Origin of the sequence: Streptomyces glaucescens (assembly GCF_002154375.1) — a bacterium.
Lineage (GTDB): Bacteria > Actinomycetota > Actinomycetes > Streptomycetales > Streptomycetaceae > Streptomyces > Streptomyces glaucescens.
In genome coordinates this window covers 13,270-36,736 of the sequence record NZ_MUND01000109.1, presented here as the reverse complement: position 1 = coordinate 36,736, position 23,467 = coordinate 13,270, and the positions used below count along the sequence as shown (strand labels likewise).

At 72.9% G+C, this 23,467-nt stretch carries 23 protein-coding genes and 1 pseudogene; 12 read left to right on the top strand and 12 right to left on the bottom strand.

What is annotated here, in order from left to right:
- Window positions 1-804 (top strand): hypothetical protein (locus CCN42_RS08075; protein ID WP_086734117.1); only part of this gene is annotated, 804 nt, incomplete at its 5' end.
- Window positions 805-947: 143 nt separating this feature from the next.
- Here the strand turns inward: CCN42_RS08075 and CCN42_RS08070 are convergent.
- Entirely contained in the window at window positions 948-3,056 is a 2,109-nt protein-coding gene (locus CCN42_RS08070; RefSeq protein ID WP_086734115.1) for a SpoIIE family protein phosphatase, read from the bottom strand.
- 305 nt (window positions 3,057-3,361) lie between these two features.
- Between CCN42_RS08070 and CCN42_RS08065 the strand changes: the two genes are divergently transcribed.
- From CCN42_RS08065 to CCN42_RS08055, 3 genes are all read left to right on the top strand, one after another.
- On the top strand, window positions 3,362-3,730 hold the full coding sequence (locus tag CCN42_RS08065) for a hypothetical protein (RefSeq protein ID WP_086173532.1): 369 nt from the start codon (window positions 3,362-3,364) through the stop codon (window positions 3,728-3,730).
- 184 nt (window positions 3,731-3,914) lie between these two features.
- The gene (locus tag CCN42_RS08060) at window positions 3,915-5,930 is read left to right on the top strand and encodes an NADPH-dependent 2,4-dienoyl-CoA reductase (protein ID WP_086734113.1); all 2,016 of its coding nucleotides are present in this window, start codon (window positions 3,915-3,917) and stop codon (window positions 5,928-5,930) included.
- 33 nt (window positions 5,931-5,963) lie between these two features.
- Entirely contained in the window at window positions 5,964-6,515 is a 552-nt protein-coding gene (locus tag CCN42_RS08055) for a PadR family transcriptional regulator (protein WP_086734111.1), read from the top strand.
- On the opposite strand, the gene CCN42_RS08050 is transcribed toward CCN42_RS08055, so the two are convergent.
- Complete coding sequence (locus tag CCN42_RS08050; protein ID WP_086734109.1) at window positions 6,503-7,039, bottom strand: hypothetical protein; 537 nt, start codon at window positions 7,037-7,039, stop codon at window positions 6,503-6,505. The two genes, CCN42_RS08055 and CCN42_RS08050, sit on opposite strands and share 13 nt — an antisense overlap.
- Before the next feature lie 276 nt (window positions 7,040-7,315).
- Complete coding sequence (locus CCN42_RS08045) at window positions 7,316-8,287, bottom strand: fibronectin type III domain-containing protein (RefSeq protein ID WP_086734107.1); 972 nt, start codon at window positions 8,285-8,287, stop codon at window positions 7,316-7,318.
- A 361-nt stretch (window positions 8,288-8,648) separates the two neighbouring features.
- Between CCN42_RS08045 and CCN42_RS08040 the strand changes: the two are divergent.
- A pseudogene (locus CCN42_RS08040) lies at window positions 8,649-9,395 on the top strand (glycoside hydrolase family 75 protein); the annotation flags it as partial.
- Between the two features lie 430 nt (window positions 9,396-9,825).
- Here CCN42_RS08040 and CCN42_RS08035 read toward each other — a convergent pair.
- The 3 genes from CCN42_RS08035 to dhaK are packed head-to-tail and all read right to left on the bottom strand — an operon-like array spanning window position 9,826 to window position 11,876.
- The gene (locus CCN42_RS08035) at window positions 9,826-10,236 is read right to left on the bottom strand and encodes a PTS-dependent dihydroxyacetone kinase phosphotransferase subunit DhaM (protein WP_086734105.1); all 411 of its coding nucleotides are present in this window, start codon (window positions 10,234-10,236) and stop codon (window positions 9,826-9,828) included.
- A 1-nt stretch (window position 10,237) separates the two neighbouring features.
- A complete protein-coding gene (gene dhaL / locus CCN42_RS08030) occupies window positions 10,238-10,837 on the bottom strand; it encodes a dihydroxyacetone kinase subunit DhaL (protein ID WP_086734103.1) in 600 nt (199 codons plus the stop codon).
- Between the two features lie 46 nt (window positions 10,838-10,883).
- Window positions 10,884-11,876 (bottom strand): dihydroxyacetone kinase subunit DhaK, encoded by a 993-nt coding sequence (dhaK, locus tag CCN42_RS08025; protein WP_086734101.1) that lies wholly within the window; start codon window positions 11,874-11,876, stop codon window positions 10,884-10,886.
- Window positions 11,877-12,312: 436 nt separating this feature from the next.
- Here dhaK and CCN42_RS08020 point away from each other — a divergent pair, with 436 nt between their 5' ends.
- Genes CCN42_RS08020 through CCN42_RS08010 form a run of 3 tightly spaced genes read left to right on the top strand, consistent with a single transcriptional unit; the run spans window position 12,313 to window position 15,136 of the window.
- On the top strand, window positions 12,313-12,501 hold the full coding sequence (locus CCN42_RS08020; protein ID WP_211294651.1) for a hypothetical protein: 189 nt from the start codon (window positions 12,313-12,315) through the stop codon (window positions 12,499-12,501).
- Window positions 12,498-13,910 carry an MFS transporter gene (locus CCN42_RS08015; RefSeq protein WP_245877194.1) on the top strand — a complete coding sequence of 471 codons (1,413 nt, stop codon included), beginning with the start codon at window positions 12,498-12,500 and terminating at the stop codon, window positions 13,908-13,910. The genes CCN42_RS08020 and CCN42_RS08015 overlap by 4 nt, the downstream gene beginning before the upstream one ends.
- Window positions 13,907-15,136 (top strand): FAD-dependent monooxygenase, encoded by a 1,230-nt coding sequence (locus tag CCN42_RS08010; RefSeq protein ID WP_086734099.1) that lies wholly within the window; start codon window positions 13,907-13,909, stop codon window positions 15,134-15,136. Before CCN42_RS08015 ends, CCN42_RS08010 begins: the two co-directional genes overlap by 4 nt.
- 45 nt (window positions 15,137-15,181) lie before the next feature.
- On the opposite strand, the gene CCN42_RS08005 is transcribed toward CCN42_RS08010, so the two are convergent.
- Complete coding sequence (locus CCN42_RS08005; protein WP_086734097.1) at window positions 15,182-15,874, bottom strand: response regulator transcription factor; 693 nt, start codon at window positions 15,872-15,874, stop codon at window positions 15,182-15,184.
- Window positions 15,871-17,196 carry a sensor histidine kinase gene (locus tag CCN42_RS08000; RefSeq protein ID WP_086734095.1) on the bottom strand — a complete coding sequence of 442 codons (1,326 nt, stop codon included), beginning with the start codon at window positions 17,194-17,196 and terminating at the stop codon, window positions 15,871-15,873. The genes CCN42_RS08005 and CCN42_RS08000 overlap by 4 nt, the downstream gene beginning before the upstream one ends.
- 392 nt (window positions 17,197-17,588) lie before the next feature.
- On the opposite strand from CCN42_RS08000, the gene CCN42_RS07990 reads away from it, so the two are divergent.
- Window positions 17,589-18,023, top strand: a complete 435-nt coding sequence (locus tag CCN42_RS07990; protein ID WP_086734091.1) for a VOC family protein — start codon at window positions 17,589-17,591, stop codon at window positions 18,021-18,023.
- A 216-nt stretch (window positions 18,024-18,239) separates the two neighbouring features.
- Here CCN42_RS07990 and CCN42_RS07985 read toward each other — a convergent pair whose 3' ends face one another.
- A complete protein-coding gene (locus CCN42_RS07985) occupies window positions 18,240-19,172 on the bottom strand; it encodes a Gfo/Idh/MocA family protein (protein ID WP_086734123.1) in 933 nt (310 codons plus the stop codon).
- Window positions 19,173-19,216: 44 nt separating this feature from the next.
- Window positions 19,217-19,666: an FG-GAP repeat domain-containing protein gene (locus CCN42_RS07980; protein WP_143661873.1), complete on the bottom strand. Its 450-nt coding sequence runs from the start codon at window positions 19,664-19,666 to the stop codon at window positions 19,217-19,219.
- A gap of 183 nt (window positions 19,667-19,849) precedes the next feature.
- On the opposite strand from CCN42_RS07980, the gene CCN42_RS07975 reads away from it, so the two are divergent.
- The 3 genes from CCN42_RS07975 (at window position 19,850) to CCN42_RS07965 (ending at window position 22,640) form a co-directional block, all read left to right on the top strand.
- A complete protein-coding gene (locus tag CCN42_RS07975; RefSeq protein ID WP_086734087.1) occupies window positions 19,850-20,323 on the top strand; it encodes a carboxymuconolactone decarboxylase family protein in 474 nt (157 codons plus the stop codon).
- A gap of 203 nt (window positions 20,324-20,526) precedes the next feature.
- Window positions 20,527-21,696, top strand: a complete 1,170-nt coding sequence (locus CCN42_RS07970; RefSeq protein ID WP_086734085.1) for a VOC family protein — start codon at window positions 20,527-20,529, stop codon at window positions 21,694-21,696.
- Window positions 21,693-22,640: a fumarylacetoacetate hydrolase family protein gene (locus CCN42_RS07965; RefSeq protein WP_086734083.1), complete on the top strand. Its 948-nt coding sequence runs from the start codon at window positions 21,693-21,695 to the stop codon at window positions 22,638-22,640. Before CCN42_RS07970 ends, CCN42_RS07965 begins: the two co-directional genes overlap by 4 nt.
- On the opposite strand, the gene CCN42_RS07960 is transcribed toward CCN42_RS07965, so the two are convergent.
- Window positions 22,627-23,073 (bottom strand): hypothetical protein, encoded by a 447-nt coding sequence (locus tag CCN42_RS07960; protein WP_086734081.1) that lies wholly within the window; start codon window positions 23,071-23,073, stop codon window positions 22,627-22,629. The two genes, CCN42_RS07965 and CCN42_RS07960, sit on opposite strands and share 14 nt — an antisense overlap.
- Window positions 23,070-23,405 carry a hypothetical protein gene (locus CCN42_RS07955; protein WP_086734079.1) on the bottom strand — a complete coding sequence of 112 codons (336 nt, stop codon included), beginning with the start codon at window positions 23,403-23,405 and terminating at the stop codon, window positions 23,070-23,072. The genes CCN42_RS07960 and CCN42_RS07955 overlap by 4 nt, the downstream gene beginning before the upstream one ends.
- Window positions 23,406-23,467: the final 62 nt, after the last annotated feature.

The window sequence follows — 23,467 nt, the reverse complement described above, 5'->3', positions numbered from 1 at the left end:
CCCGCCGGCCCCCGGGCGGGCGAGGGTGGCCAGGCCGCGGGGGCCGCCGCCCGCGCCCGGCAGGTCGCCGAGGCCTGGGACGGCTCGCGAGCCGCCGAGGTCTGGCGCGCGGGCCACTACCCGCTGGAGGACACGGTCCGCCTCCCCGCGGACGCCTTCCACGACGAGGCCGACAAGGAGGCGTACGGCGCCCGCAACTTCGCCCTGCGCGGGGAACTCCCCGAGCTGGGGCGCAGGGAGGGCGCGGTGGAGTGGGAGAGCGGCGGCTCGCTCACCCTGCCGCTCACGGGCGCCCGGGAGGCGTACGCGGCCCTGGACCGCGCCGACGGCCCCGCACCGCTCACCGTGACCGGGGCGAAGCTCGGCGAGATGACACTGGCCACCAGCCGCGGACCGGCGACCGTACCGGCCTGGCTGTTCACCTTGGAGGGCTACGAGACCCCCCTCAGGGTGGCCGCGCTCAGCCCGTCCGAGCTGCCGAGGCCGCCGATCGGGCCGGCCCGGGACACCCCGGCCGACGAGCTGGGCCCCCTGCTCGGGCTCGCCGGAGTCGCCGGGGACGGGCGGTCCGTCACCGTCGTCGCCGGACACGGCGACTGCGACGACGGGCCCGCCGTCCATGTGCTGGAGACGGCGGGCAGTGTGGTGCTGTCCGCGTCCGTCGTCGGGACCGACGACGGACCCTGCACCGCCCGGCTCCAGGCCGAGGACGTCACGGTGAAGCTCGGCCGGCCGCTCGGCGACCGGCTGCTGCTGGACGCGTTCACGGGCCGCCCGGTGTCCTCCGAGGGACGGAACAGGTAGGTGCGGACTGTCGCTGTCGCTGTCGCTGTCGCTGTCGCTGACGAGTGGGAGTGGCCGGGGGCGAGGCGGATCCGGCGGAAGGCGGCGCGCGCCGCGGGCGGTGAGTGCCGGCGGCCCCCGGCCCGGCCATCGCTGTCGGATTCTCAGGTGTCGGCACGGACGCGGGCGATGAGGACGGCCACGTCGTCGTGGTTGTCGGAGTGGTGCAGGGTGCGCAGCAGCAGATCGCAGATCTCGTCCAGCGGGCGGGCCGGACCGTCGAGCAGGCTCAGCAGGGTGCCGAGGCGTTCGTCGAGGGAGTGCCGGCGGGTCTCGACCAGGCCGTCCGTGTAGAGCACCAGCTGGTCACCCGGATCCAGGCCGAACTCCGTGGTCGCGAAGGCGACCCCGCCCACGCCCAGCGGTGCCCCGGTCGGCAGGTCCAGCAGCTCCGGCCCGCGCCCGGCGCGCACCCGGACGGGCGGCAGGTGCCCGGCGTTGGCGATCCGGCACTGCCGCCGCCGGGGATCGTGGACGGCGTACAGGCAGGTGGCGATGGAGTGGTCCAGGCCTTCCGTGATCCGGTCCAGGTGCTCCAGCAGCCGGGCCGGGTCGAGGCCGAGCACGGCCAGCGTGTTGGTGGCGGTGCGCAGCCGGCCCATGGTCGCGGCGGCGTTGATCCCGCTGCCCATCACATCCCCGACGACCAGCGCTGTCTTGCCGTCCTCCAGTGGGATCACGTCGAACCAGTCGCCGCCGACCTCGGTGGTGGCCCCGGCGGGCTGGTAGCGGGAGGCGACCTCCAGGCCGCCGGTGACCGGCGGATGGCTGGGCAGCAGGCTGCGCTGGAGGGCGAGGGCGGTGTCGCGGGCGTTCTGGTACCAGCGCGCGTTGTCGATCTGCACCGCCGCCCGGGCCGCCAGTTCCCGGGCCAGCAGCAGGTCGTCCTGGCCGAACGGCACGGGGTTGCCGGTCCGCTTCAGGTCCAGGGCGCCCAGCACCTCGCCCCGGGCGATCAGCGGCACGGCAAGATACGAGTGGACGCCCGCCCGGCCGAGCAGCACGGCCGCCTCCGGTGAGCGCGCGATCCGGGGCAGGTCCCCGTCCTTGACCTGCGGCACCAGCACCGGCCGGCCCGTGCGCACGCACTGGGTGACGAGCCGGTCGGGCCCGTAGCGGGCCACCTGCCCCGGCGGGTCCGCGGCCGTCAGCGCGTCCGGTGAATTCTCCGCGCGTACCGCGAGGGCCCGGATGACCGCGGCCTCGGCCGGGCCGAGACTGCTGCGCCGCCCCTCCACCACCGCCGCGAGCAGATCCACGGCCGCCACGTCGGCCAGTTCCGGTACCGCGACCTCGGCCAGTTCGCGGGCGGTCAGTTCCAGGTCCAGGGTGGTGCCGATCCGGGTGGAGGCGTCGGCGATCAGGGCGAGCCGGCGCCGGGCCGTCTCCGCCTCCACGCCCGCCCGGTGCTGCTCGGTGACGTCCACCACCGACAGTGCCACGCCCAGCACGGTGTTGAACGCGTCCTCCAGCCGGTACAGCGAGACGGACCAGACGTGGTCCTCGTCGGGGTCGGCGGGGGTGCGCCCGACCGAGGTCCGGTCGACGACCGACCGGCCGGTATCCATCACACGGCGTGCCGCCGACTCCAGTGCGTCGGGGTCCATCTTCGGCAGCACCTGGTGCACCGTGCGGCCCAGGTGCTCCTCGGCCCGGAGGCCGTCGATCCGCTCCAGCGCCGGGTTCACGGAGACATAGCGCAGCCCGGTGTCCAGCACGGCCAGTCCGATCGGCGACTGCGTCACCATCCGGGACGACAGCGCCACGTCCCGCTCCAGCCGGCGCACGGTCGACTGGTCGGCGGCGAGACCGAGGGCGTAGACGTCGCCCCGGACGTCCAGCAGCCGCATGTTGCGGAACTCCACCAGCCGGGTGCTGCCGTCCTTGTGCCGCACGGGGAAGGCTCCCGCCCAGCTCTGGCCCGTGGCCATCACGTCCGCGAACAGTTCGATCACCAGGTCGAGGTGCTGCTCGTGCACCATCAGCCGGGCCGCGTACTGGCCCAGCGCCTCGTCGGCCGGATAGCCGAACAGTTCCTCGGCCTGCGGGCTCCACAGCACGATGCGGCCCTCGGCGTCGAGGACCACCGAGGCGACGCCCAGCACGTCCAGCAGTCCGCTGGGGCGTTCCGCGCCGCGGTCCGGCCCGCCGGGCCGTCCCGCCTCGCGGTCCGGCCCGGCTCCGCCGGCCGCCGGTGGCCCGGTCGCACTCATCCCACGCACCGCCTTCGCCTCGGCACGCCCGCCCCGTGCCGACTCCCCATGTCGTCCTGCGCTCAACCATCTCTCTTACGCCACCCCGCCCTACTCCACCATCCCCCGACATGGCCCGACCGGCCGGAAGAATCACCCGGGCGCGGTGTACGACAGGCGTTATGTCCCACACAAGGCGGGTTCGTACCCGAAGGGAGCCGCCGGTGGTGCTCCGCCGGGGCTGGTGCTTTCCTGAGGTGAGGAGTGCGGGCGGCCGCGCGGGGCACTCGCGCATCCCCGGCACTGCCATGAGAGGAGCGGTCACCATGAACGGCGAACGGTCGCACCCGGAGTCCGTCTCCGTGGAGATCAGCGGGTGCAGCAAGGAAGACGCCCGGGTGGTCTTCGACACCCTGTGCGCGAGTTTCGCGTCCGACCGGTGCGAGGACGACGTGCCCGAGCAGTGGCACGAGTCGCGTCCGATGGTCTGGCTCGGCACCTTCGACGTGTCCGAGCCCCACGAGGGCGCCCGCCCCGCCCGGCTCTCGGCCCCGGTGACGGCCGACGTCCAGGGTGGCTACTGGGCGATCGACCGGTTCCGTACGACCCTGGACTCGCTGTTCACGGTCCACGACCAGAGCACGGCCTCCGGTGACCAGGAGCGCGAACTGCATCTGGTTCTCGAGAGCCGCTGATCCACGCCGTCGAGGGGCGGTCACCGGCGCGACCGGTGACCGCCCCCCGTCGTGCCCCGACGACGTCCTGCCCCGATGGGCTGTGCGACCCGTCACGTCTTGCCCTTCGGTTGTGCAACTAGTTGCACAACCGATGCGCGGTCCTCTACAACTACAGGGCACCACACCGCGCACGGAGGCGTCGATGAGCCGTTACCCGCACCTGCTGAGCCCGCTCGACCTGGGCTTCACCACCCTGCCCAACCGCGTCCTGATGGGCTCCATGCACGTCGGCCTGGAAGAGGCCGAGGGCGGCTTCGCGCGCATGGCGGCCTTCTACGCCGAGCGCGCCCGCGGGGGAGTGGGCCTGATCGTCACCGGCGGCATCGCGCCCAACGACGAGGGGCGGCCGTACGAGGGCGGCGCCAAGCTCACCACCGACGCGGAGGCCGAGCAGCACCGGGTCATCACCGAGGCCGTGCACCGCGAGGGCGGCCGGATCGCGCTCCAGATCCTCCACTTCGGGCGCTACGCCTACCACCGCGACCTGGTCGCGCCGAGCCCGCTCCAGGCCCCGATCAGCCCCTTCCCGCCGCGCGAGCTGACCGACGCCGAGGTCGAGCGGACCATCGACGACTACGCCCGCACCGCCCGCCTGGCCCGCCAGGCCGGCTACGACGGCGTCGAGATCATGGGCTCCGAGGGCTACCTCATCAACGAGTTCATCGCCGCGCCCACCAACCACCGCACCGACCGCTGGGGCGGCTCCTACGAGAACCGCATGCGCTTCCCCGTGGAGATCGTCCGCCGGGTGCGCGAGGCGGTCGGCGAGGACTTCATCGTCGTCTACCGGCTGTCCATGCTGGACCTGGTGCCCGGCGGCTCCACCCTGGACGAGGTGGTCACCCTCGCCAAGGCCGTCGAGGAGGCTGGGGCGACCATCATCAACACCGGCATCGGCTGGCACGAGGCCCGCATCCCCACCATCGCCACCTCCGTGCCGCGCGGCGCCTACACCTGGGTGACCAAGCGGCTGATGGGCGAGGTCTCCGTCCCGCTCGTCACCACCAACCGCATCAACACCCCCGAACTCGCCGAGCAGCTGCTCGCCGACGGCACCGCCGACATGGTCTCCATGGCCCGCCCGATGCTCGCCGACCCCGAGTTCGTGAACAAGGCCGCCGCCGGCACCCCCGAGGCCATCAACACCTGCATCGGCTGCAACCAGGCCTGCCTGGACCACACCTTCAGCGGCAAGATCACCTCCTGCCTGGTCAACCCGCGCGCCTGCCACGAGACCGAGCTGGTGCTCTCCCCGACCCGGCTGCGCAAGCGCGTCGCCGTCGTCGGTGCCGGACCGGCCGGTCTCGCGTGCGCGGTCACGGCGGCCGAACGCGGCCACGCGGTCACCCTGTTCGACGCCGCCGCGGAGATCGGCGGCCAGCTCAACGTGGCCCGCCAGGTCCCCGGCAAGCAGGAGTTCGACGAGACCCTGCGCTACTTCCGCCACCAGCTCGACGCCCACGGCGTCGACGTGCGGCTGAACACCTGGGTGGACGCCACGGACCTCGCCGACTACGACGAGGTCGTGGTGGCCACCGGCGTCAGCCCGCGCACCCCCGACATCCCCGGCGTCGACCACCCGAGCGTCGTCGGCTACCTCGACGTGCTGCGCGACCGCGCCCCCGTCGGCGAGCGCGTCGCCGTCCTCGGCGCCGGCGGCATCGGCTTCGACGTCGCCGAATACCTCACCGACAGTGGCGACAAGGCGAGCGAGGACCCCGCGACGTACTTCCGTCACTGGGGCGTGGACATGGACTACGCCGCACCCGGTGGCCTCGCCGCCCCCGAGCGGCCCGCCCCGCCGCGCACCGTCCACCTGCTCCAGCGCAAGACCAGCAAGGTCGGCGCGGGCCTCGGCAAGACCACCGGCTGGATCCACCGGGCCGAGCTGAAGCACCGCGGCGTCACCATGGTCCCCGGCGTGCGCTACGACCGGATCGACGACGCCGGACTGCACATCACCGTGGGCGAGGAGAGCACCGTCCTGGAGGTCGACACCGTCGTGCTGTGCACCGGCCAGGAGCCGCGCCGCGACCTGTACGAGGAGCTGATCGCCGCCGGACGCCCGGCGCACCTCATCGGCGGCGCCGACGTGGCCGCCGAACTGGACGCCAAGCGCGCCATCAAGCAGGGCACCGAACTGGCGGCGGCGCTCTGAGCCGGACCGGGGGCCGTCCCTAGGATGGCCCCCATGTCACTCCCGCACGCGATTCTCACCGCTCTGCTCGAAAAGCCCTCCTCGGGGCTGGAGCTGACCCGCCGGTTCGACAAGTCGATCGGCTACTTCTGGTCGGCTACCCATCAGCAGATCTATCGCGAGCTGGGAAAACTGGAGGCCGACGGCCTGATCCGGGCGCTGCCCAGTGAGCAGCCGGCCCGCGGGCAGAAGAAGAGCTACGAGGTGCTGCCCGCCGGCCGCGCCGAACTCGCCCGCTGGACCGCAGCGCCCCAGGACCCCAAGCCGCTCCGCGACACCCTGCTGCTGCGGCTGCGCGCCGGGGCCGTGGTCGGCACCGAGGGCCTTCAGGAGGACCTGCGCCGCCATCTGGAGCTGCACCGGCGGCAGCTGGCCGAGTACCGGGAGATCGAGCAACGGGACTTCCCGCCCGGCCGGGACAGCGCCCAGGACCGGCTGCGGCACCTCGTCCTGCGGGCGGGCATCGACCTGGAGACCTTCTGGACCCAGTGGCTGACCCACGCGCTGGCGGAGTTCGCCGAACTGCCCGCGGATCAGAGCCGGTAGGGCCTGCCGCGGCGGCGCAGGAACCAGCCCGCCGCGATGGCGCCGGCACCGACCAGCACACCGCCCGCCACCATCGTGACGGTGCCGTAGTCCTTGCTGCCGCCGCCCACGCCGCCCATCACACCCCGCGTGGGCGAGGCCGTCGGGGCGGGCGTGGGGGTCGCGGACGAGGAGACGATGACGGACTGGCTGCCCGCGGTGCTGCCGTTGGAGCACACCACGATGACCGTGTACGTCCCCGGGCTCACGTTGGACCAGGCGGCGGACTGCAGACTGGCGGTGCCGGTCAGCGCCGTCTGACGGCCCTGGGCGAAGTTCGCCTGGCTGCTGGTCAGCAGCGAGGCGTTGCCCCAGCTGCCGCCGACCTGGGTGCAGGCGCTGGTCGTCACCGAGACGGTGGAGCCGCTGGTGCTCACCGAGATCCCGGAGACCGCGCCGGCCGGCTGGGCGGCGAGGCCGAGCGGCAGCGCGGCGGCGGCTGCCACGGCCAGCCCGCAGCGGAGAAGTGGCTGAGTATTGCGCATGGAAGTGTCCTCCGGCTGCACGGTTGGCGGTACATCCCTTGCGCCGCCTGGGTCGGGGAACGCCCGTGCTGCCTCAGGGTCAGCCAACGTCCCCGGGACGGGTCCCGCCTGCGGGCGGCCCCCGTGCGGGTGACGGACGGGACCGTCCGGGTGAACGGACCGGGCGGCGCCGGGGTGTCGTCGGCGGGCTGGTCGGGGAGCAGGGCGCGCCGGGAGCGCAGCCGGGCGGTACCGGTGCCTGGCCGCAGCGGGCCGGGCGGGAGCGGGACCGGGGGGTCACCCGCCCGTGGTGACCGTGCGCTCCGCCGAGAATCCGCCCCAGGTGCCGTCCGGCAGCTTGGCGCGGATGCGCACCCGGTGCCGTACGCCGTCCTCTCGGCCCAGGTAGAAGCTGTACGTCGCCTTCTCGCGCGGCGCCGTCCCGCCCCACACGAGAGAGGTGGCCGCCCGTCCGTCGAGGTGGATCTGATACTCCGTGATCACCCCGTCGGCACGGGGTGGCACCCAGGAGAGGTCGAGGTAGTGGGCACCGCCCTCGGCGCGGGCCGTCGCCCGGAAACGGGTCGGTGCGGTGCCGCGGCCGTCGTCGTCGCCGGGCGCGGTGGTGAGCCGGACGGCGGCGCTCGGCGGGGAGACGTTGTCCGCCGCGTCCCGGGCCCGGACCGTGAAGGTGTAGCGGGTCCCCGGCCGCAGTCCGGTGACGACCGTCCCGGTCTGGGTGCCGCCCACACTGTGGATCTTCGTGCCGCCCTGGTGGATGTCGTAGGACACCACACCCCGGTCGTCCGTCGCCGCGTCCCAGGTGAGCTGGACCGACCGGCTCCCGACCGCGCGCCCTCGCGGCCCGGCCGGCCGGGAGGGTGCCGAGCGATCGGCGGCGACGGCCGCGGAGGTGGTGGCCCGCACCTCCCGGCTGGGCGGTCCGAGGCGGCCGTCGGCGTCCCGGGCGCGCACGGTGAAGACATAGGTGGTGGACGGCCGCAGCCGGGTGACGTCGACCATGTGCCGGGAGCCGGGCACCTCGCGGACCTTGGCGGTGCCGCGGTACACCTCGTAGGCGCGGACGCCCGCCTCCGTGGAGACGGCGTTCCACATCACGTGCACGCTGGTCGCGCTGCCGGCCGCCGCGGTGACTCCGGTCGGCGCGCCGGGCGCCGGGCCGTCCCCGCCCTCCTGGCTCCAGCCGCAGGAGACCACGAGCGTCAGCGTGCCGCAGACCAGCAGAGCGGGCAGGGGAACGCGTGGCACGACTCGGCCTCCCGGACGGACGACGAATGGTCCGGACCAATATGGCGCGGCTGGCGCGATCACATCAAGAGGGCGGGCGCGGGTGACGCCGCCGCGGCTCGCTCGTGCCGAACACTTCGGCAGCCGAACTCACCCCGAGGGCAGGGCGGTTCTGGCCGCGGCGCGGGCCGCCGGCGTCGCCTGTCCCGCGCCGCGCCGGTGCGGGCGGCCGGTTGGCCGCAGCCGTCAAGGGCTCGGCCCCGGCCCCCCATCCGGTCCCGCACGCTTGCGCCGCTCGGCCCATCGGGGTGCCGACGTCATCTCTCCGGGGCACAGATGGGTCCGAGTGCCCGTCAGCCGCCCCCCGAGAGGCTCCTCCACCGTGCGTCTTCCGTCGCTCATGCTGGTCGCCGCCAGCGCCACCCTGCTCGCCCCGACGACGGTCCCCGGCTCCGGCGCCGCCACCCCGGCCGCTCCCGCCGCTCCCACAGCCCCCACGGCTCCCGCCGCCGACCCGGCCGGGGCACGCGTCGAGCCGGCCGCCCCGCGCGAGGGTGCCGTACGCGCGGCCGACCTCCTCGCCCGGGCGCGGGACTGCGCTCCCGTCTCCCGCGGGCGCTACCGCAGCGACGACGGCGCGCCCGCGGACATCCCGGTCTGCGGCACGCGCGACGCCGTGTTCTGGAAGGCGGACATGGACATCGACTGCGACGGCCGCCCCGGCCGCCACTGCAACCGCCGCACCGACCCCTACTTCTCCGCCAGTGCGGCCTTCACCCAGTCCGACGGCCGCTATCCCGACGCCGAACGGCTGCCCTACGTCGTCGTACCGGCCCCGAGCCGGGTCTGGGACCACCGCGCCCACGGCGTACGCGGCGGCTCGGTCGCGGCGGTGGTGTACCGCGACCGGGTACGGTACGCGGTCGTCGGCGACGTCGGCCCCGGCCACACCATCGGCGAGGCGTCGTACGCCGCGGCCGAGGAGCTCGGCATCGACCCCGACCCGCGCGTCGGCGGAACCGCCTCCGGCGTCACCTACATCGTCTTCAAGGACTCCCAGGCGTCCCCCGTGGAGAGCCACGCCGCCGCCGTCGCGGCAGGGGAACGGCTGGCGCGCAAGTGGCTGGACACGGCGGCTGAGGCGGTATCGGACCCTCCGGCACACGGCTCGGCACACGGTCCGGTGCCGACGGGGCGTCAGTCGCCCGACCAGCCGTCCTCCACGGGCGGCACCACGCCGTTGCTCACCGCGTCCGAGGCGAGGAGGACGGCGGCGGCCTGCTCCCCGGTTTCCGCCGGCCTCCCCGTGCCGGCGAAGTGCGGTCCGAGCGCCGCCGGGCCCTGAGCGCCCTGCTCGACGTCCACGGCGATGCCGGTCCGTCATCGGCGAGCCCACGACGGCACCGCGCGCGACGCCGGCGGTGGTGGCGCAGGGGTTGAGGTGAGGCGGGTCCGGGCAACGGGAGCGGCGGGCCCCGACGGCGACCGCCGGGGCCGCCGAGGGTACGGAAGCTGCCGGCGGCGGGACCGCGGAGCCCGGCGACCCGCCGCCGCAGGGCTCACACCTTGCGGTAGTCGTACGCCTCCATCGCCGCGGCGGCCACCGCGTCCAGGCCGGCGCCGGTGGCTGCCGTGACCACCGCCGCGACGGCACCCTCCACGAACGGAGCGTCCACCAGGCGGGTGTGCCCGGGCAGTTCGTCGCCCTCGGCGAGCAGCGCCTTCACGGTGAGCACGGCACTGCCCAGATCGGTGAGCACCGCGACACCGGCGCCCCGGTCCACCGACGCGGCGGCCGCGGCGATCAACTCCGCACTGGTGCCCAGCCCCCCGCCCTCGGTGCCGCCCGCCGGAGCGACGGGCACCGCCTTCCCGCCACCGGCCAGTCCCCGTGCGAGGTCGGCGACGGAGGCGGCGACCTGCGCGCTGTGCGACACCAGCACGATCCCCACGAGCTTCTCGTCCGTCACGTCACTCACCTGCCGCCTCCGCGAGTCCAGCGACCAGCAGCGCCGCCGAGGTGGCTCCCGGGTCCTGATGTCCGATGCTCCGCTCGCCGAGGTAACTCGCCCGCCCCTTGCGGGCCTGCAACGGCGTGGTCGCGACCGCGCCCTGCTCGGCGGCGGCCCGCGCCGCGCCGAAGCCCGCACCGAGCGCGTCCACCGCCGGCACCAGCGCGTCGACCATGGTCTTGTCGCCCGGCGCGGCACCGCCCAGGGCCATGACGGCGTCCACCCCCGCACGCAGCGCCCCGGCCAGGTCCTCCTCGGTCACCTCGGCGGCGTCGCCGAGCGCCTTGCCGGTGCGTCGCAGCAGGGTGCCGTACAGCGGGCCGGACGCCCCGCCGACCGTCGAGATCAGCTGCCGTCCGGCCAGCGTCAGCACCGCCCCCGGCGTGCCCGGGGCCTCCTTGTCCAGCACCTCGGTGACGGCGGCGAACCCGCGTTGCAGGTTGCTGCCGTGGTCGGCGTCCCCGATGGGGGAGTCGAGGGCCGTGAGCCGCTCCGCCTCGCGGTCCACGGACGCGGCGGTCGCCGTCATCCAACGGCGGAAGAAATCGGCGTCGAGCACGGGATCTCCTTGCGTGAAGGGTCGGATGAATGCGTCGGCCGCCGGGTCACATACCCCACCGCAGGCCCGGCGTGCGCACCGGCGCGTCCCACAGCCGCAGCAACTCCTCGTCGACCTGGCACAGGGTGACGGAGGCGCCCGCCATGTCCAGGGAGGTCACATAGTTGCCGACGAGCGTACGGGCCACGGCGACCCCGCGCTCCGCCAGCACGCGCTGCACCTCCGAGTTGAACCCGTACAGCTCCAGCAGCGGCGTCGCGCCCATGCCGTTGACCAGCACCAGCACGGGATTGCGCGGCTCCAGGTCCTCCAGGACGGCGTGCACGGCGAAGTCGGCGATCTCCCCGGACGTCATCATCGCCCGCCGCTCCCGGCCCGGCTCGCCGTGGATGCCGATGCCCAACTCCAGTTCGCCCGGCGGCAGATCGAAGGTGGGGCTGCCCTTCGCGGGGGTCGTACAGGCGCTGAGGGCCACGCCGAAGCTGCGGGAGCTGTCGTTGACCTGCCGGGCGATCGCCTCCACTCGCTCCAGTGGCTGCCCCTCCTCCGCGGCGGCGCCCGCGATCTTCTCCACGAACAGCGTGGCACCGGTGCCGCGCCGGCCGGCCGTGTACAGGCTGTCGGTGACCGCCACGTCGTCGTCGACCAGCACCCTGGCGACCCGGATGCCCTCGTCCTCGGCGAGCTCCGCGGCCATGTCGAAGTTGAGCACGTCACCGGTGTAGTTCTTCACGATGAACAGCACTCCTGCACCGCTGTCCACGGCCGCCGCCGCCCGCACCATCTGGTCGGGCACCGGCGAGGTGAACACCTCCCCGGGGCAGGCCGCCGAGAGCATCCCGGGCCCCACGAACCCACCGTGCAGCGGCTCATGCCCCGATCCTCCGCCGGAAAGCAGCGCCACCTTCCCGGAGACCGGCGCGTCCCGCCGCACGATCACCCGGTTCTCCACATCGACGGTCAGTTCCGGATGCGCGGCGGCCATGCCCCGCAGGGCGTCGGACACGACGGTTTCCGGGACGTTGATCAGCATCTTCACGGGTACCTCCTGACGAGATGAGCAGGCGAGTCCTGAACCTGCGTTTTCTGAGGTCAGAGCACATGCAGCTAATTGTCGATCTTTATGGTCCGTGACGGCTCCGGGCGGACTCCGGCGGTAGTGCTGCCGACCCGAGCCGACTTCGGTGACGGGACGTCAGGTTGTGCGGGTCGTCGGTTGTGGGGCGACTTCTCCTCTCGAGGGCAGTATTGACCTTGCGACCGTGAAGGTCACGCCACCGGGGCCCGCGCGCTACGGCAGGGGGCCCGGGCCGGCCTGTAGTGCGTAGGCACCAGGACAGGTGGACGGCTGGTCCGGGCGCACCAGGCCAGGACGGCTGCGGAGGACGATGCCCGCCGGGGCGCCGCAGGGAAGTGTGGGAGGCGCGCGAGGTCTCGCGCATTTCTCTCTCCCGTGGTGTCTGGAGTGATCAGCAGTGACGACTTTCCTTGGCCGGACCGGACGGCGGGCCTTCCGGCGGCGCCGGCTCGTGGGCGGTCCGCGACGGGGTGTCCTGGTGCCGGCCGTGGCCGCCGTCGCCATGGCGTCGGCCGGGGCGGGAGAGTACCTCTCCGCGCCCGGCACCGAGTCGCAGGCGTTCGACCCGCTGGAGGAGCGCCGGTGAACAGGACGTCCATATCGGAAGCCGGGGTCGCCCCGGCCCGCCTCGGGTGGCTGTCGATCGGTGCCCTCGGCGTCCTGGCACTCGCCCTCGGCACCCTGCAGTCCGTGGTGGAGCCCGCCCTCCCGCTGCTTCAACGTGAGCTGGGGGTCAGCCCTGCCGAAGGGGCTCTGATCGGTAACGCATTACTCGTCACCGGCGCGGTCGTCACCCCCGTCGCGGGCAAACTCGGCGACCGCTACGGCGGAAAGCGGGTGCTGGTCCGGCTGATGGCCGTGGTCTCGGTGGGTGGTCTGACGGCCGGCTTGGCGCCGAACCTGCCGGTGCTGTTGCTCGGGCAGATCTTGCAGGGCGTCATGGTGGGTGCGCTGCCCCTCTCCTTCATCCTGGTGCGCAAGCACCTCACGACAGGGGAGTCACAGGCGGCGATCGGGCTGGTCGTCGCGCTGTTCACGGGCGGCAGCATGATGGGGATGCTGTTCGCCGGACCGATCGCGGAAGGGCTGTCATGGCAGTGGATGTTCGCGCTGCCGACGATCGTGATCATCGCGGCGGCGTCGGCCGTCACCCGGTTGCTGCCGCATGATCCGCCGGTCCAGCCGGACGACGGGATCGACTGGCCCGGCACGGTTCTGCTGAGTGCCACGCTGCTCGCGTTCATGCTCGGGCTCGTGACGGTGACGCGGGACGGCGGTGTGCCGCCACTCGCGGTCGGTGCCATCGCGGTGGCCGTGGCCGCCCTCGCGACCGGGTGGGTCGTCGTCGAACGCCGGGCGGCCTCGCCGATGGTCGATCTGCGCATGCTGGCGAAGCCTGCGATGTGGAGCGCGTGCGTGCTCACCTTCGTCATGACCGCCAGCTTCGGGATGGTGCTCTTTCTCCTCCCGCAGCTGTTCGCGGAATCGGCCGACGGGTACGGCTTCGGGGCCGGCACCACCGACATCGGGCTGTTCCTGCTGCCGGGCGCCATCGCCGGGGCGGTGAGCGATTCGGTCGGCGGGATCGCGGCGCGGCGATTCGGTCCGCGTGCCGTGGTCGTCGTGGGCACCGTCGTCACGGCGGCCACGATGACCGCCCTGGCGGCGCTGCACACCGCGGAATGGCAGCTCGTCCTCGCGAAGGTGCTGACCGCGTTCGCCGCGGGCGTCGGTACCACAGCGTTGCTGGCCGGTACCGCCACGGCCATCGAGACCAAGGACGTCGGCATCGCCACCAGCCTGCTCGTGGTCACTCGCGTGATCGGCGTCGCCCTGGGTGCCCAGGTCGCCGGCGCGATCCTCGACGCCGGGGCCGAGCCGATGACGGGCCGGCCGGCCGAATCGGCCTTCGTCACAGGGTTCGCCGTCGCCGGCCTCGTCGCCGCACTGTCACTGCTCGTTGTCCGCCTCACGAAAAAAGGAGTCCAGGCATGACACCCAACGGCCCGTCGATGGACGTGAGGACCACCACGAAGCGCACAGTTCTGATTTCCGGGGCCAGTATCTCCGGACCCGCGCTGGCGTACTGGCTGCACCGCTCCGGATGCGCGGTCACCGTGGTGGAGAAGGCGGGCGCACCGCGCGGCGGTGGCTACCCGATCGATGTCCGCGGTACCGCGACGGAGGTGGTCCGGCGGATGGGAATACTGCCGCGGCTGCGGGACGCGCACATCGACTCGCGCCGCGTCACGTTCCTCGACGCCGATGGCAGTGACGTGGCCTCACTCACCCCGCGTGCCGTTGCGGGCGGTGTCGAGGGACAGGACCTCGAGGTGCGTCGGGGGGATCTGGCCGCGGTCCTCCACGCGATGGTCCGCGACGACGTGGAATTCCTCTTCGGCGATTCCATCGGCACCCTCGACCAGTCCGAGGAAGGGGTCGACGTCACGTTCCACAGCGGGCAGCGGCGCACGTTCGACCTGGTGGTCGGCGCCGACGGCATCCACTCGCACACCCGGGAGGCCCTCTTCGGCCCCGAGGAACGGTTCCACCGCTACCTCGGGTACTGCTTCGCCATATTCACCGTGCCGAACACCTTCGGGCTGTCCCACGAGGTCGTGCTGTGGAACACCCCGGGGAGAGCCGCGGCCCTCTATGCCGTCGAGGACAGTGACGAGGTGCACGCCTTCCTGGCCTTCCATCAACCACAACCGCCGGTCCATGCCCTGCACAGCCCCGATGCCCAGCGGGAACTGGTCGCGTCGGTCTTCGCAGGCGCGGGGTGGAAGGTCCCCGGCATGGTCAGCGCCATGCGCGACGCGGACGACCTGTTCTTCGACACGGCCGGTCAGATCCGTATGCCCCACTGGTCCAGCGGCCGCGTCGCGCTCGTCGGCGACGCCGCGTACGCGCCCTCGTTCCTCACCGGGCAAGGCTCGAGCCTTGCCCTGGTCGGTGCCTACATGCTAGCCGACGCCCTGGCCGCGAACCGGGACCACACTGCGGCCTTCGCCGGCTACGAACGCGACATGCGCGAGTTCGTTGCCGTGAATCAGGAACTGGTCGGCAACGGTGCGGCCACGCTCTTCCCCACCACGGTGCGGGCCCTGGAACGACGCAACACCATGCTGCGTGACCTCGTCACCATGCCCTCCGCGCCGGCACGACCGGCCCACTCGGCTCTTGCGCTGCCCCCGTTCCCCCCCGACGCCGTGACCTGATTCGGCCGACCGCGCAGGGCCGCCGACGGGGCTCCCGGTGCCGGACTACGACAGACGGTCCGTGCCGCCGTCGGGGGCGGCACGGACCAAGCCCGTCCGGTAGGCGATGACGACGAGTTGCGCCCGGTCGCGGGCCTCCAGCTTCGTCATGGCGCGCTGCACGTGGGCGCGGACGGTGAAGGGACTGAGGAACATCCGTCCGGCGATCTCCTGGTTGGACAGGCCGGTCGCGACCAGAGCCACCATCTCGCGTTCGCGCGGGGTGAGCGCGGCGAGCTGTCCCGAGTGGCGCGGCGGGACTGCCTCCGGTGTGGCCAGGAAACGGGTCACCAGGGAGCGGGTGGCGGCGGGAGACAGAAGGGTGTCGCCCTCCGCCACCGTACGCACGGCGTCCAACAGGTCCTCGGCCCCGATGCCTTTGCCGATGAAGCCGCCGGCCCCCGCGCGCAGCGCCTGGGCGACGTACTCGTCGGTCTCGTACGTGGTGAGGATCAGAATGCGGGTGGCCCGCAGATCCGGGTCCGCGCAGATCTCCGACGTGGCGGTGAGCCCGTCCACCTCGGGCATACGGATGTCCATGACCACCACGTCCGGGCGCAGCTCCCGGGTGAGTGTCACCGCCTCCCTGCCATCGGCGGCCTCACCCACCACGGTGATGTCGTCGGCGCTGTCGAGAAGCATCCGGAAGGCACCGCGCAGCAGGGCCTGATCATCGGCGAGGAGCACCCGAAGCGTCACGGCGTGTCCCCCTCCTCTCCGTCGCCCGGCCGTGCGTCGACCGTCGCCCGCTGGCCCGGTGCCCCCTCGATGGCTGGTGCACCGTCAGTTCTCCGCGTGGTGTCCTTGGCGCGTGGGAGGGGCAGCTGGGCGGAGACGAGGAAGCCACCCTCCGGGCGCTTGCCCGCGCGGAGGTGTCCCCCGACCGCGGTGGCACGTTCACGCAGACCGATCAGACCGTAACCGGGCGGTCGACCCGGTGCCGTGGACGCGCTACGCCCCCTGGTCGCGGCCGGCGCCGTACGGGAGACCTGCCCGTCGTCGGCGACGGTGATGGTCACGCGATCGCGGCTCCAGGCGAGGCGCACCCGAGCGTCACCGGTGCCGGCGTGTTTCGTCACGTTGGTCAGGGCCTCCTGGACGATGCGGTAGGCGGTGAGGTCCACTCCCGGCGGCAGCGGCCTGGCCGTGCCCTCCTGGTGCACCGACACCTCCAGCCCCGCGCGGCGGAAGGACTCGAGGAGCGCAGGAAGCCGGAACAGCCCGGGCGCCGGTTCGCCGGGCGTGGCCGCGTCCCCGGACTGACGCAGCAGACCGACCGTGGCCCGCAGGTCGTCGAGCGCGTCGGCGGTGGTCGCGACGAGCTCATCGAGGCTCTTGCGGGTCTGCTCCGGGCGGGTGTCGAAGAGATGGGCGGCGACCGCGGCCTGTGCGTTCGCCAGGGTGATCTGATGGGCCACCAGGTCGTGCAGTTCCCGGGCGATGCGCACCCGTTCCTCGGCCACCCTCCGGCGCGCCTCGCTGTCCCTGCTCTCCTCGGCCCGCCGGGCCCGCTCCTCGACGGCCGCCAGGTAGGCCCGCCGGTTCCGCACCGAGTGACCCAGTACGCCGGCCACCAGCGGGAACACCGCCACCACCGCCATCCTGCTCGCGTCCTTCCACGAGAAGTCCCCGAACAGAGGGACGGAGGCGGCCGGCGCCGCTGAAGTGAGCAGCACCGCGATCGCCGCGCGCCGTTCGGTGCGCGCGGCGAGCGAGTAGGAGTAGGCGGTGATCACAGCGGGGGCCACGATGAGCGGGGTGAGCAGGAGGCCCAGGGGCGGCACCAGCACGCCGACCGCGGTCGCGGCCGCCAGGGCGGCCAGGGGTGCCCGGTGCCGCACGGGCAACACGGCACACGACACCACGGCGACGACGTAGGCGGCGGCAGGCGGCGCGGCCAGCGTGTCCTCGGGCTGGATCACCCCGCCGAGCAGGCAGAACGCGAACGCCGTCGCGGTGATCGCGCCCTCCCGCCACCACGCGCCGCGTGGACGCGGGCCACCGCCACCCGGGTTCGTCATGGCCGGCTCGGTCCCGGCCGGCAGGGCAGCCGGCGCACCGCCGCGTCGGGCGCGGTCGCGGAGGCCGGGACATGCCTGCTCAGCGCCTCACCCTCGACATCGGCCTGCGACACCACACGGTTCAGGATACGGGGCAGCCACCAGGCCCGGTGGCCCGGCAGTGCCAGGACGGCCCGCGCGTCCAGTTCCGGCGCAGCCGGTACCGTGCCGGGGCCCGCCCTCCGCCAGGCGCACGGGGTGCCGGGGACTCGTGGGCAGAGCCCGAGCTCCTGCCGGCCGTGACTGCTCGGGCGGAGATCGGCAGCCGGACGGCTCGCCGGGGTCATCCGCACCTCATCAGGCGGATGCGCAAGGGAAGTTGAGCGTCAGCATGCCCCTGCTACGGTGGGCCGATGGCAACGATCAAGAAGTTCCAAGTCACCTTCGACTGCGCACGACCCGAGCGGGTCGCTCGCTTCTGGTGCGAGGTGCTGGGCTACGTCGCACCCCCGCCGCCGGAGGGGTTCGCGACCTGGGACGATTTCAATGGCTCGCTGCCGCCCGAGGACCGGGATGCGTGGTTCGCGTGCAGTGATCCCTCGGGTGTCGGCCCGCGACTGTACTTCCAGCGCGTTCCCGAAGGGAAGACCGCCAAGAACCGGGTGCATCTCGACGTGCGGGTCGGCACCGGACTCGTGGGTGAGGAGCGCCTGGCCACGCTGGAGGCCGAATGCGCACGACTGGTCGCGCTCGGCGCGGTACGTGTCCGACTTCTGCCCGCAGATGACGAGAACGAGTCGTGCATCGTGATGCAGGACGTCGAGGGCAACGAGTTCTGTCTCGACTGAACGAACCGGAGAACTCGCTCACTCTCTCCCGCGACACCCTGTTGTCCACGCCCCGCGACGCCTGGCGCTCCTCCTGGCCTGTTCCGCCGCGCTCCACCTCGGTGTCGCGGCGGTCTTCACCGCCTGGCGCGGGGGAACTCCCGCCCTGCTCGCCCCGCTCGTCGACGGTGGTGCCACGGGCCGTGCCGCCGCCCTCCGCGTCACCGCGGTGAGCGCCTACCGCGGTTGAGCCGTCAGGCGGGTGACGATCTCCTCGCACCACTCGTGGGTGATGAGCGCGTCCCCCGCGTCGAGCCGTTCACCGGTGCGCACCGCGTCCAGGAAGCGCAGGCACATGGCCTCGAAGCCGCGGCGCCGTCCCACGGGCTCCCAGTCGGACCCGCGGCGCAGCGAGGGCACGCCGTCGTGCTCGGTCACGTCGGTCAGGTTGACGACGTCGCGACGGCGGTCGGCGCCCGCGGTCTGCAGCACCTCGCCCGCCGAACCGCCGGACCGGTTCATGACGGCCAGTCCGGTGAAACCCGGAGCCGCGGCCCGTAGGACCACGTGGTGCAGCTGCCCGTCCACGACCCTGCCGTGCACGTCGAGATCGGCCTGCCGGGGGGCGAGCATGCGCAGCGTGTCGACCAGGTGGATGAAGTCGTCCAGCACGATGGTGCGTACGTCGCCGGTGCCGGCGTGCCGGTCCTTCTGCAGCACGACCAGGTCGCGCGGACCGTCGAGCGCCTGGGTGTAGGCGGGGGCGTAGCGGCGGTTGAAGCCCACCATGAGGGACCGGCCGCGTTCCCGGGCCAGTTCGGTCATCCGCCGGCTCTCGGTCAGGGAGTACGACAGCGGCTTGTCCACGAGGACGTCGATGTCCGCTTCGAGGAGGCGGGTGACGAGGGCGTGGTGGAGTTCGGTGGGCGCGTGCACGAAGGCCGCGCGGATGCCGGAGGCGATGACGTCGTCCAGGTCGGTGAACAGGTGCCGGACCCGGTAGGCGTGGCCGATCCGGGCGAGTTTCCCCGGATCCCGGGTCATCAGCCGCAGGTCGAGTCCCGGCAGCGCCCCCAGGACGGGCAGATACGCCTTCTGCGCGATGCCCCCCAGGCCGATCACGGCCACCGGGAGGCTGCCGTCGGCTGAGGTGTGTGCTGTGGGTTCCACGGGTTCCACCGTGCGCCCTTCCGCCAAGATGTCTAGACCAATGGTCACCCTATCCTGCGCGAGCCCGGGCGTCCGGGAGACGCACGGGCTCTGCGAGGAGGCGGGGCCGGTCGGACGAGGTGGCTCGTGCCTCCCCAGCCCTGGCCGACCCTCACCCCGGCCTTCAGGCTGTCGCTCTGGCCGGCGTAGAAGTGCAGGTCACCGGTGAAGGCGGTGGCGGCGACGACGTGGGCGCGGCCGTCGCTGTCGATGTCGGCGAGGGTGCCCCTGTCCTTGCCGCCCCAGCCGCCGCCCACCTCGTGCGAGGCGAACTCGCCGTCGCCGTCGCCGGCGTGCATGCGCAGCTCGTCGTCGGACGCGCTGACGCCGAGCAGGTCGTCGTCGAGGTCCCCGGTGAAGTCGCGGTCGCCCTTGCCGCCCCTTGCGGAAGCCCGACGGGCGAAGGGACGAACCGGCCCCGCATCCCGCGGTGATGCCGTCCCATTCGTTCTCACCGGTCGGTCCCCCTCTCGGCGAGAACCACTTTCGCCGCTGGTCGGAGGAGGCTTGCGGTCCTCCGCCGTGAGCACCCTTCCCGGTTCACCTGCGAGACGCAGGTCACATTCGCCGCTGTCACGTCTTGGGCGGGCGCTCCGTCATAGGGGTGAAGTCATCGAGAAACGCAGAGGGGAAACACCATGAGCGCCCGTATGAACCTCTTCACCAACCCCACCACGAGCGGCACCCTGAAGCACTTCGTCGCGGCGGGCCAGGTCATCGCCAAGTCGTCACTGCCCTCCGCGGCGCAGGAGTTGGTGAAGATCCGCGCGAGCCAGATCAACGGGTGCGGCTTCTGCACCGACATGCACACCAAGGAAGCCGCCGCCGCCGGCGAGTCGGCGGTGCGGCTCAGCCTGGTCGCGGCCTGGCGGGAGGCCACGGTCTTCACCGACGCCGAGCGTGCCGCGCTGGAGCTGACGGAGGAGGCCACCCGCATCGCGGACGCCGCGGGCGGGGTCCCGGACGAGGTGTGGGCGAATGCCGCCAAGCACTACGACGAGGAGCAGCTCGGTGCGCTCGTGTCCCTGATCGCGCTCATCAACGCCTTCAACCGGGCGAATGTCATCGTCCAGCAGCCCGCGGGGGACTACCGGCCCGGCCAGTTCGCCTGACGCGCACCACACCTCGCGCGCCGCTCGCCGGCCGCCCGTCCGCCGTACCGAGGTCCGGTGCGGCAGGCGGGCGGCCGGCATGTCGCCCCACCCGTAAGGGTGTTGACGAGGCCGGGGTCGGCCGCCACTCTTTTGATGATTTCCTCAGTTCTATTGACTGTCGTCAACTCCGGAAGTGAGGATCCCTGCAGGAGGTGGTGACCATGGCTGCTCACCCCGGTGCCGAACCCGCTCCGCCCGACGGCCGTGAAGGCACGCACAGCGGCCTGCACTCCGAGCGCGGCGCACTGCCCGGAGAGCACCCGGGCCGGGCGGCGAACCCCGTGATCAAGGTCCACGACATCGCGTGGCTGGAGTTCCTCAGACCCGATCTGCGCCGGGCCGAGGCCTTCGCCCGGGCCTTCGGGTTGGTCACGTCGTACCGCGACGCCCGTGAACTGCATCTGCGCGGAACTCAGGCGGGCCCGCCCTGCGTGCTCATCCGCAAGGGCCGCACGTCGCGGTTCCTGGGCCCGGCCTTCCGGGCCGCCGACACCCGCGACCTGCTGCGGCTGGCGGAGGCCACCGGCGCCCGGGTGCAGCCGCTGCCGCCGGTCCTGGGCGGTTCGGCCGTGCGCCTGCTCGACCCGGCCGGCCTGCGGGTCCGTGTCGTCGCCGGCACCGACGACCTGCCGGCCCTGCCGAACCGGGAGCCGCGCCGGTACAACACGGGGGGCCATCCGCTCCGGGTGAACGCCACCCAGCGCCCGCCCCGGGAGCCCGCGGGCGTGCGGCGCCTGGGACACGTCGTCCTCCAGACCACCGGCTACCTGCGCACGCTGAACTGGTACCTGGAGCATCTGGGCCTGATCGTCAGCGACTTCCTCTACTACGAGGGGCAGCGGGAGCGGGGCCCGGTCATGAGCTTCGTCCGCTGCGACCGCGGCCGGACCCCGACGGACCACCACACCCTCGCGCTGACGCTCGGGCCCTGCGACCGGTATGTGCACTCGGCCTTCGAGGTGACCGACCTGGACGCGCTGGCGGCCGGCGGCGAGTATCTGCTCCGCGAGGGCTACCGGCGCTCCTGGGGCATCGGCCGGCACATCCAGGGCAGCCAGATCTTCGACTACTGGCGCGACCCCGACGGCTTCCTCGTCGAGCACTTCACCGACGGCGACCTGTTCGACTCCACCCTGGAACCCGGCTGGGCGCCCATGACGGCGTCCGGGCTGGCGCAGTGGGGGCCGCCGGCCACCAAGGACTTCCTGGGCATCGCCCCCGGACGCGCATCGCTGGCCGAACTGCGCTCGATCGTCACCGCCCTCCGCTCCGACGACAACGAGTTCGACCTCGGCCGCCTGCGCGGCCTGCTGAAAGTGGCTTCCTCATGACCCTCACCGTCCTCCGCACCCCCGATGCCTGGTGGGTGGCGCTCGACGCGCACCGCGCCGTCCCGGTCGACACCTCCGCGACCACCACCGCCGGCCTCCTCGCCGACCCGGCCCCGCTGCACGCGGCCCGCTCCGGCGAACCCGCGGCGCGGCCGCGCGAGATCCGCACGCTGCCGCTGGTCTCCCCGGTCACCGCGCCGTGCCGGGTGGTCGCGCAGATGACCAACTTCGTCTCGCACGTGCGGGACTCGGGGATGGACCCCGGCCGAGTCCCGCTGACCTTCTTCCGCAAGACCTCGGGCTCCCTCAGCGGCCCTTTCGACGACATCGTGAAACCCGCCCACGTCCGGTTCCTCGACTACGAGATCGAGCTGGGCCTGGTCGTCGGCCGCCCTCTGGAGGCCGGCGCCGCCGTGACCGCCGCCGGCTGGAAGGATCACATCGCGGGGCTGGTCATCACCAACGACGTCTCCGCGCGCGACGTACAGCTGCCCAAGACCCAGTTCTACGAGGCCAAGTCGTACCCGACCTTCACCCCGGTCGGCCCCGCCCTCGTCCTGCTCGACGCCGGCGAACTCGACCGGCTCGCCGAACTGCGGCTGGTCCTGAAGGTCAACGGCGAGATCCGCCAGGACAGCGACCTGACCGACATGATCCACCCCCCGTCGCGGGCCCTGAGGGAACTGTCCCGCTTCCAGCGCTTGGAGACCGGCGACCTCCTGCTCACCGGCACACCCGGCGGCACGGCCCTCAAGGCGCCGCCCAAGCCGGTCGAGCTCATCGGCGCGCTGCTGCCACCGGCGATGAAGTGGAAGGCGTTCTTCACCTCCCAGGCCAGGAACCCGAAGTACCTCCGGGACGGCGACGTGCTCGAGCTGTCCATCCGCACCCCGGACGGAACCATCGACCTGGGCACCCAGCGCACCACGGTCAGGTACGCGTGATGGCGACGGCCCCGCGCCCAGAGGGCCCAAGGAGCGCCTGCGGGTGGCGCAGGGCGTACCGCAGACCGAGGGCGAGGGACACGGCGATCACCGAGAGGCAGCCCCAGAACACCGTCTGGGCGCCCGTGGCGAGGTCGTAGGTGGTGCCGTCCTCCCAGACGCAGTACGCGCGCGGGGGGAACGCCGCCGACACGCCCCGGACGGCACCGTCCCCGATGATGCCCTTCCGCAGCGGCTCGGCCGGGCACGGGGCGGTCTCCGGGAACAGGAAGGCGTCGTCCGCCGTGACGACGGCCAGCCACGCGAGGGCGGCGACCGGAGCCGAGCAGAGAGCGACGGTCTTCGCCCACCCCGGCAGAAGGGGATACGTCAGGAAACCGCGCAGCGCGACCCAGCCCACGACGAGCGCCACGAAGACCGGGAGCAGTGTCACGCCGCCGCCGTGGAGAGCAGGGCGTACGGCAGCAGCACGGCGGGCAGGGTCAGCAGCCACGGCGTGAGCGGGCGCCGGCGGCTGCGCGGCAGGAACACGTCGGCGAGCAGGACGAGCAGCAGGACGAACAGGCCGGTCACCACGAGCGCGCACAGCACGAGGTCGCTGTTCTCGATCTGGTCGTAGGTGCATCCGTCCAGGTCCGGCCGCCTGAGGTCGTCGAGGTCGCAGTGCCCGTGGGCGGTGTACCAGCGGGCGCACAGCATCACGGCGATCATCGGGATGCCGATCAGCAGATTCACCAGCAGCGGTGCCCGGTAGCGGCGTATCAAGACGCGTCCTTCCCCGGTGCGCGGGCAGCCGGTTCGATCGAGGTCGGGCTGCCAACTCCACC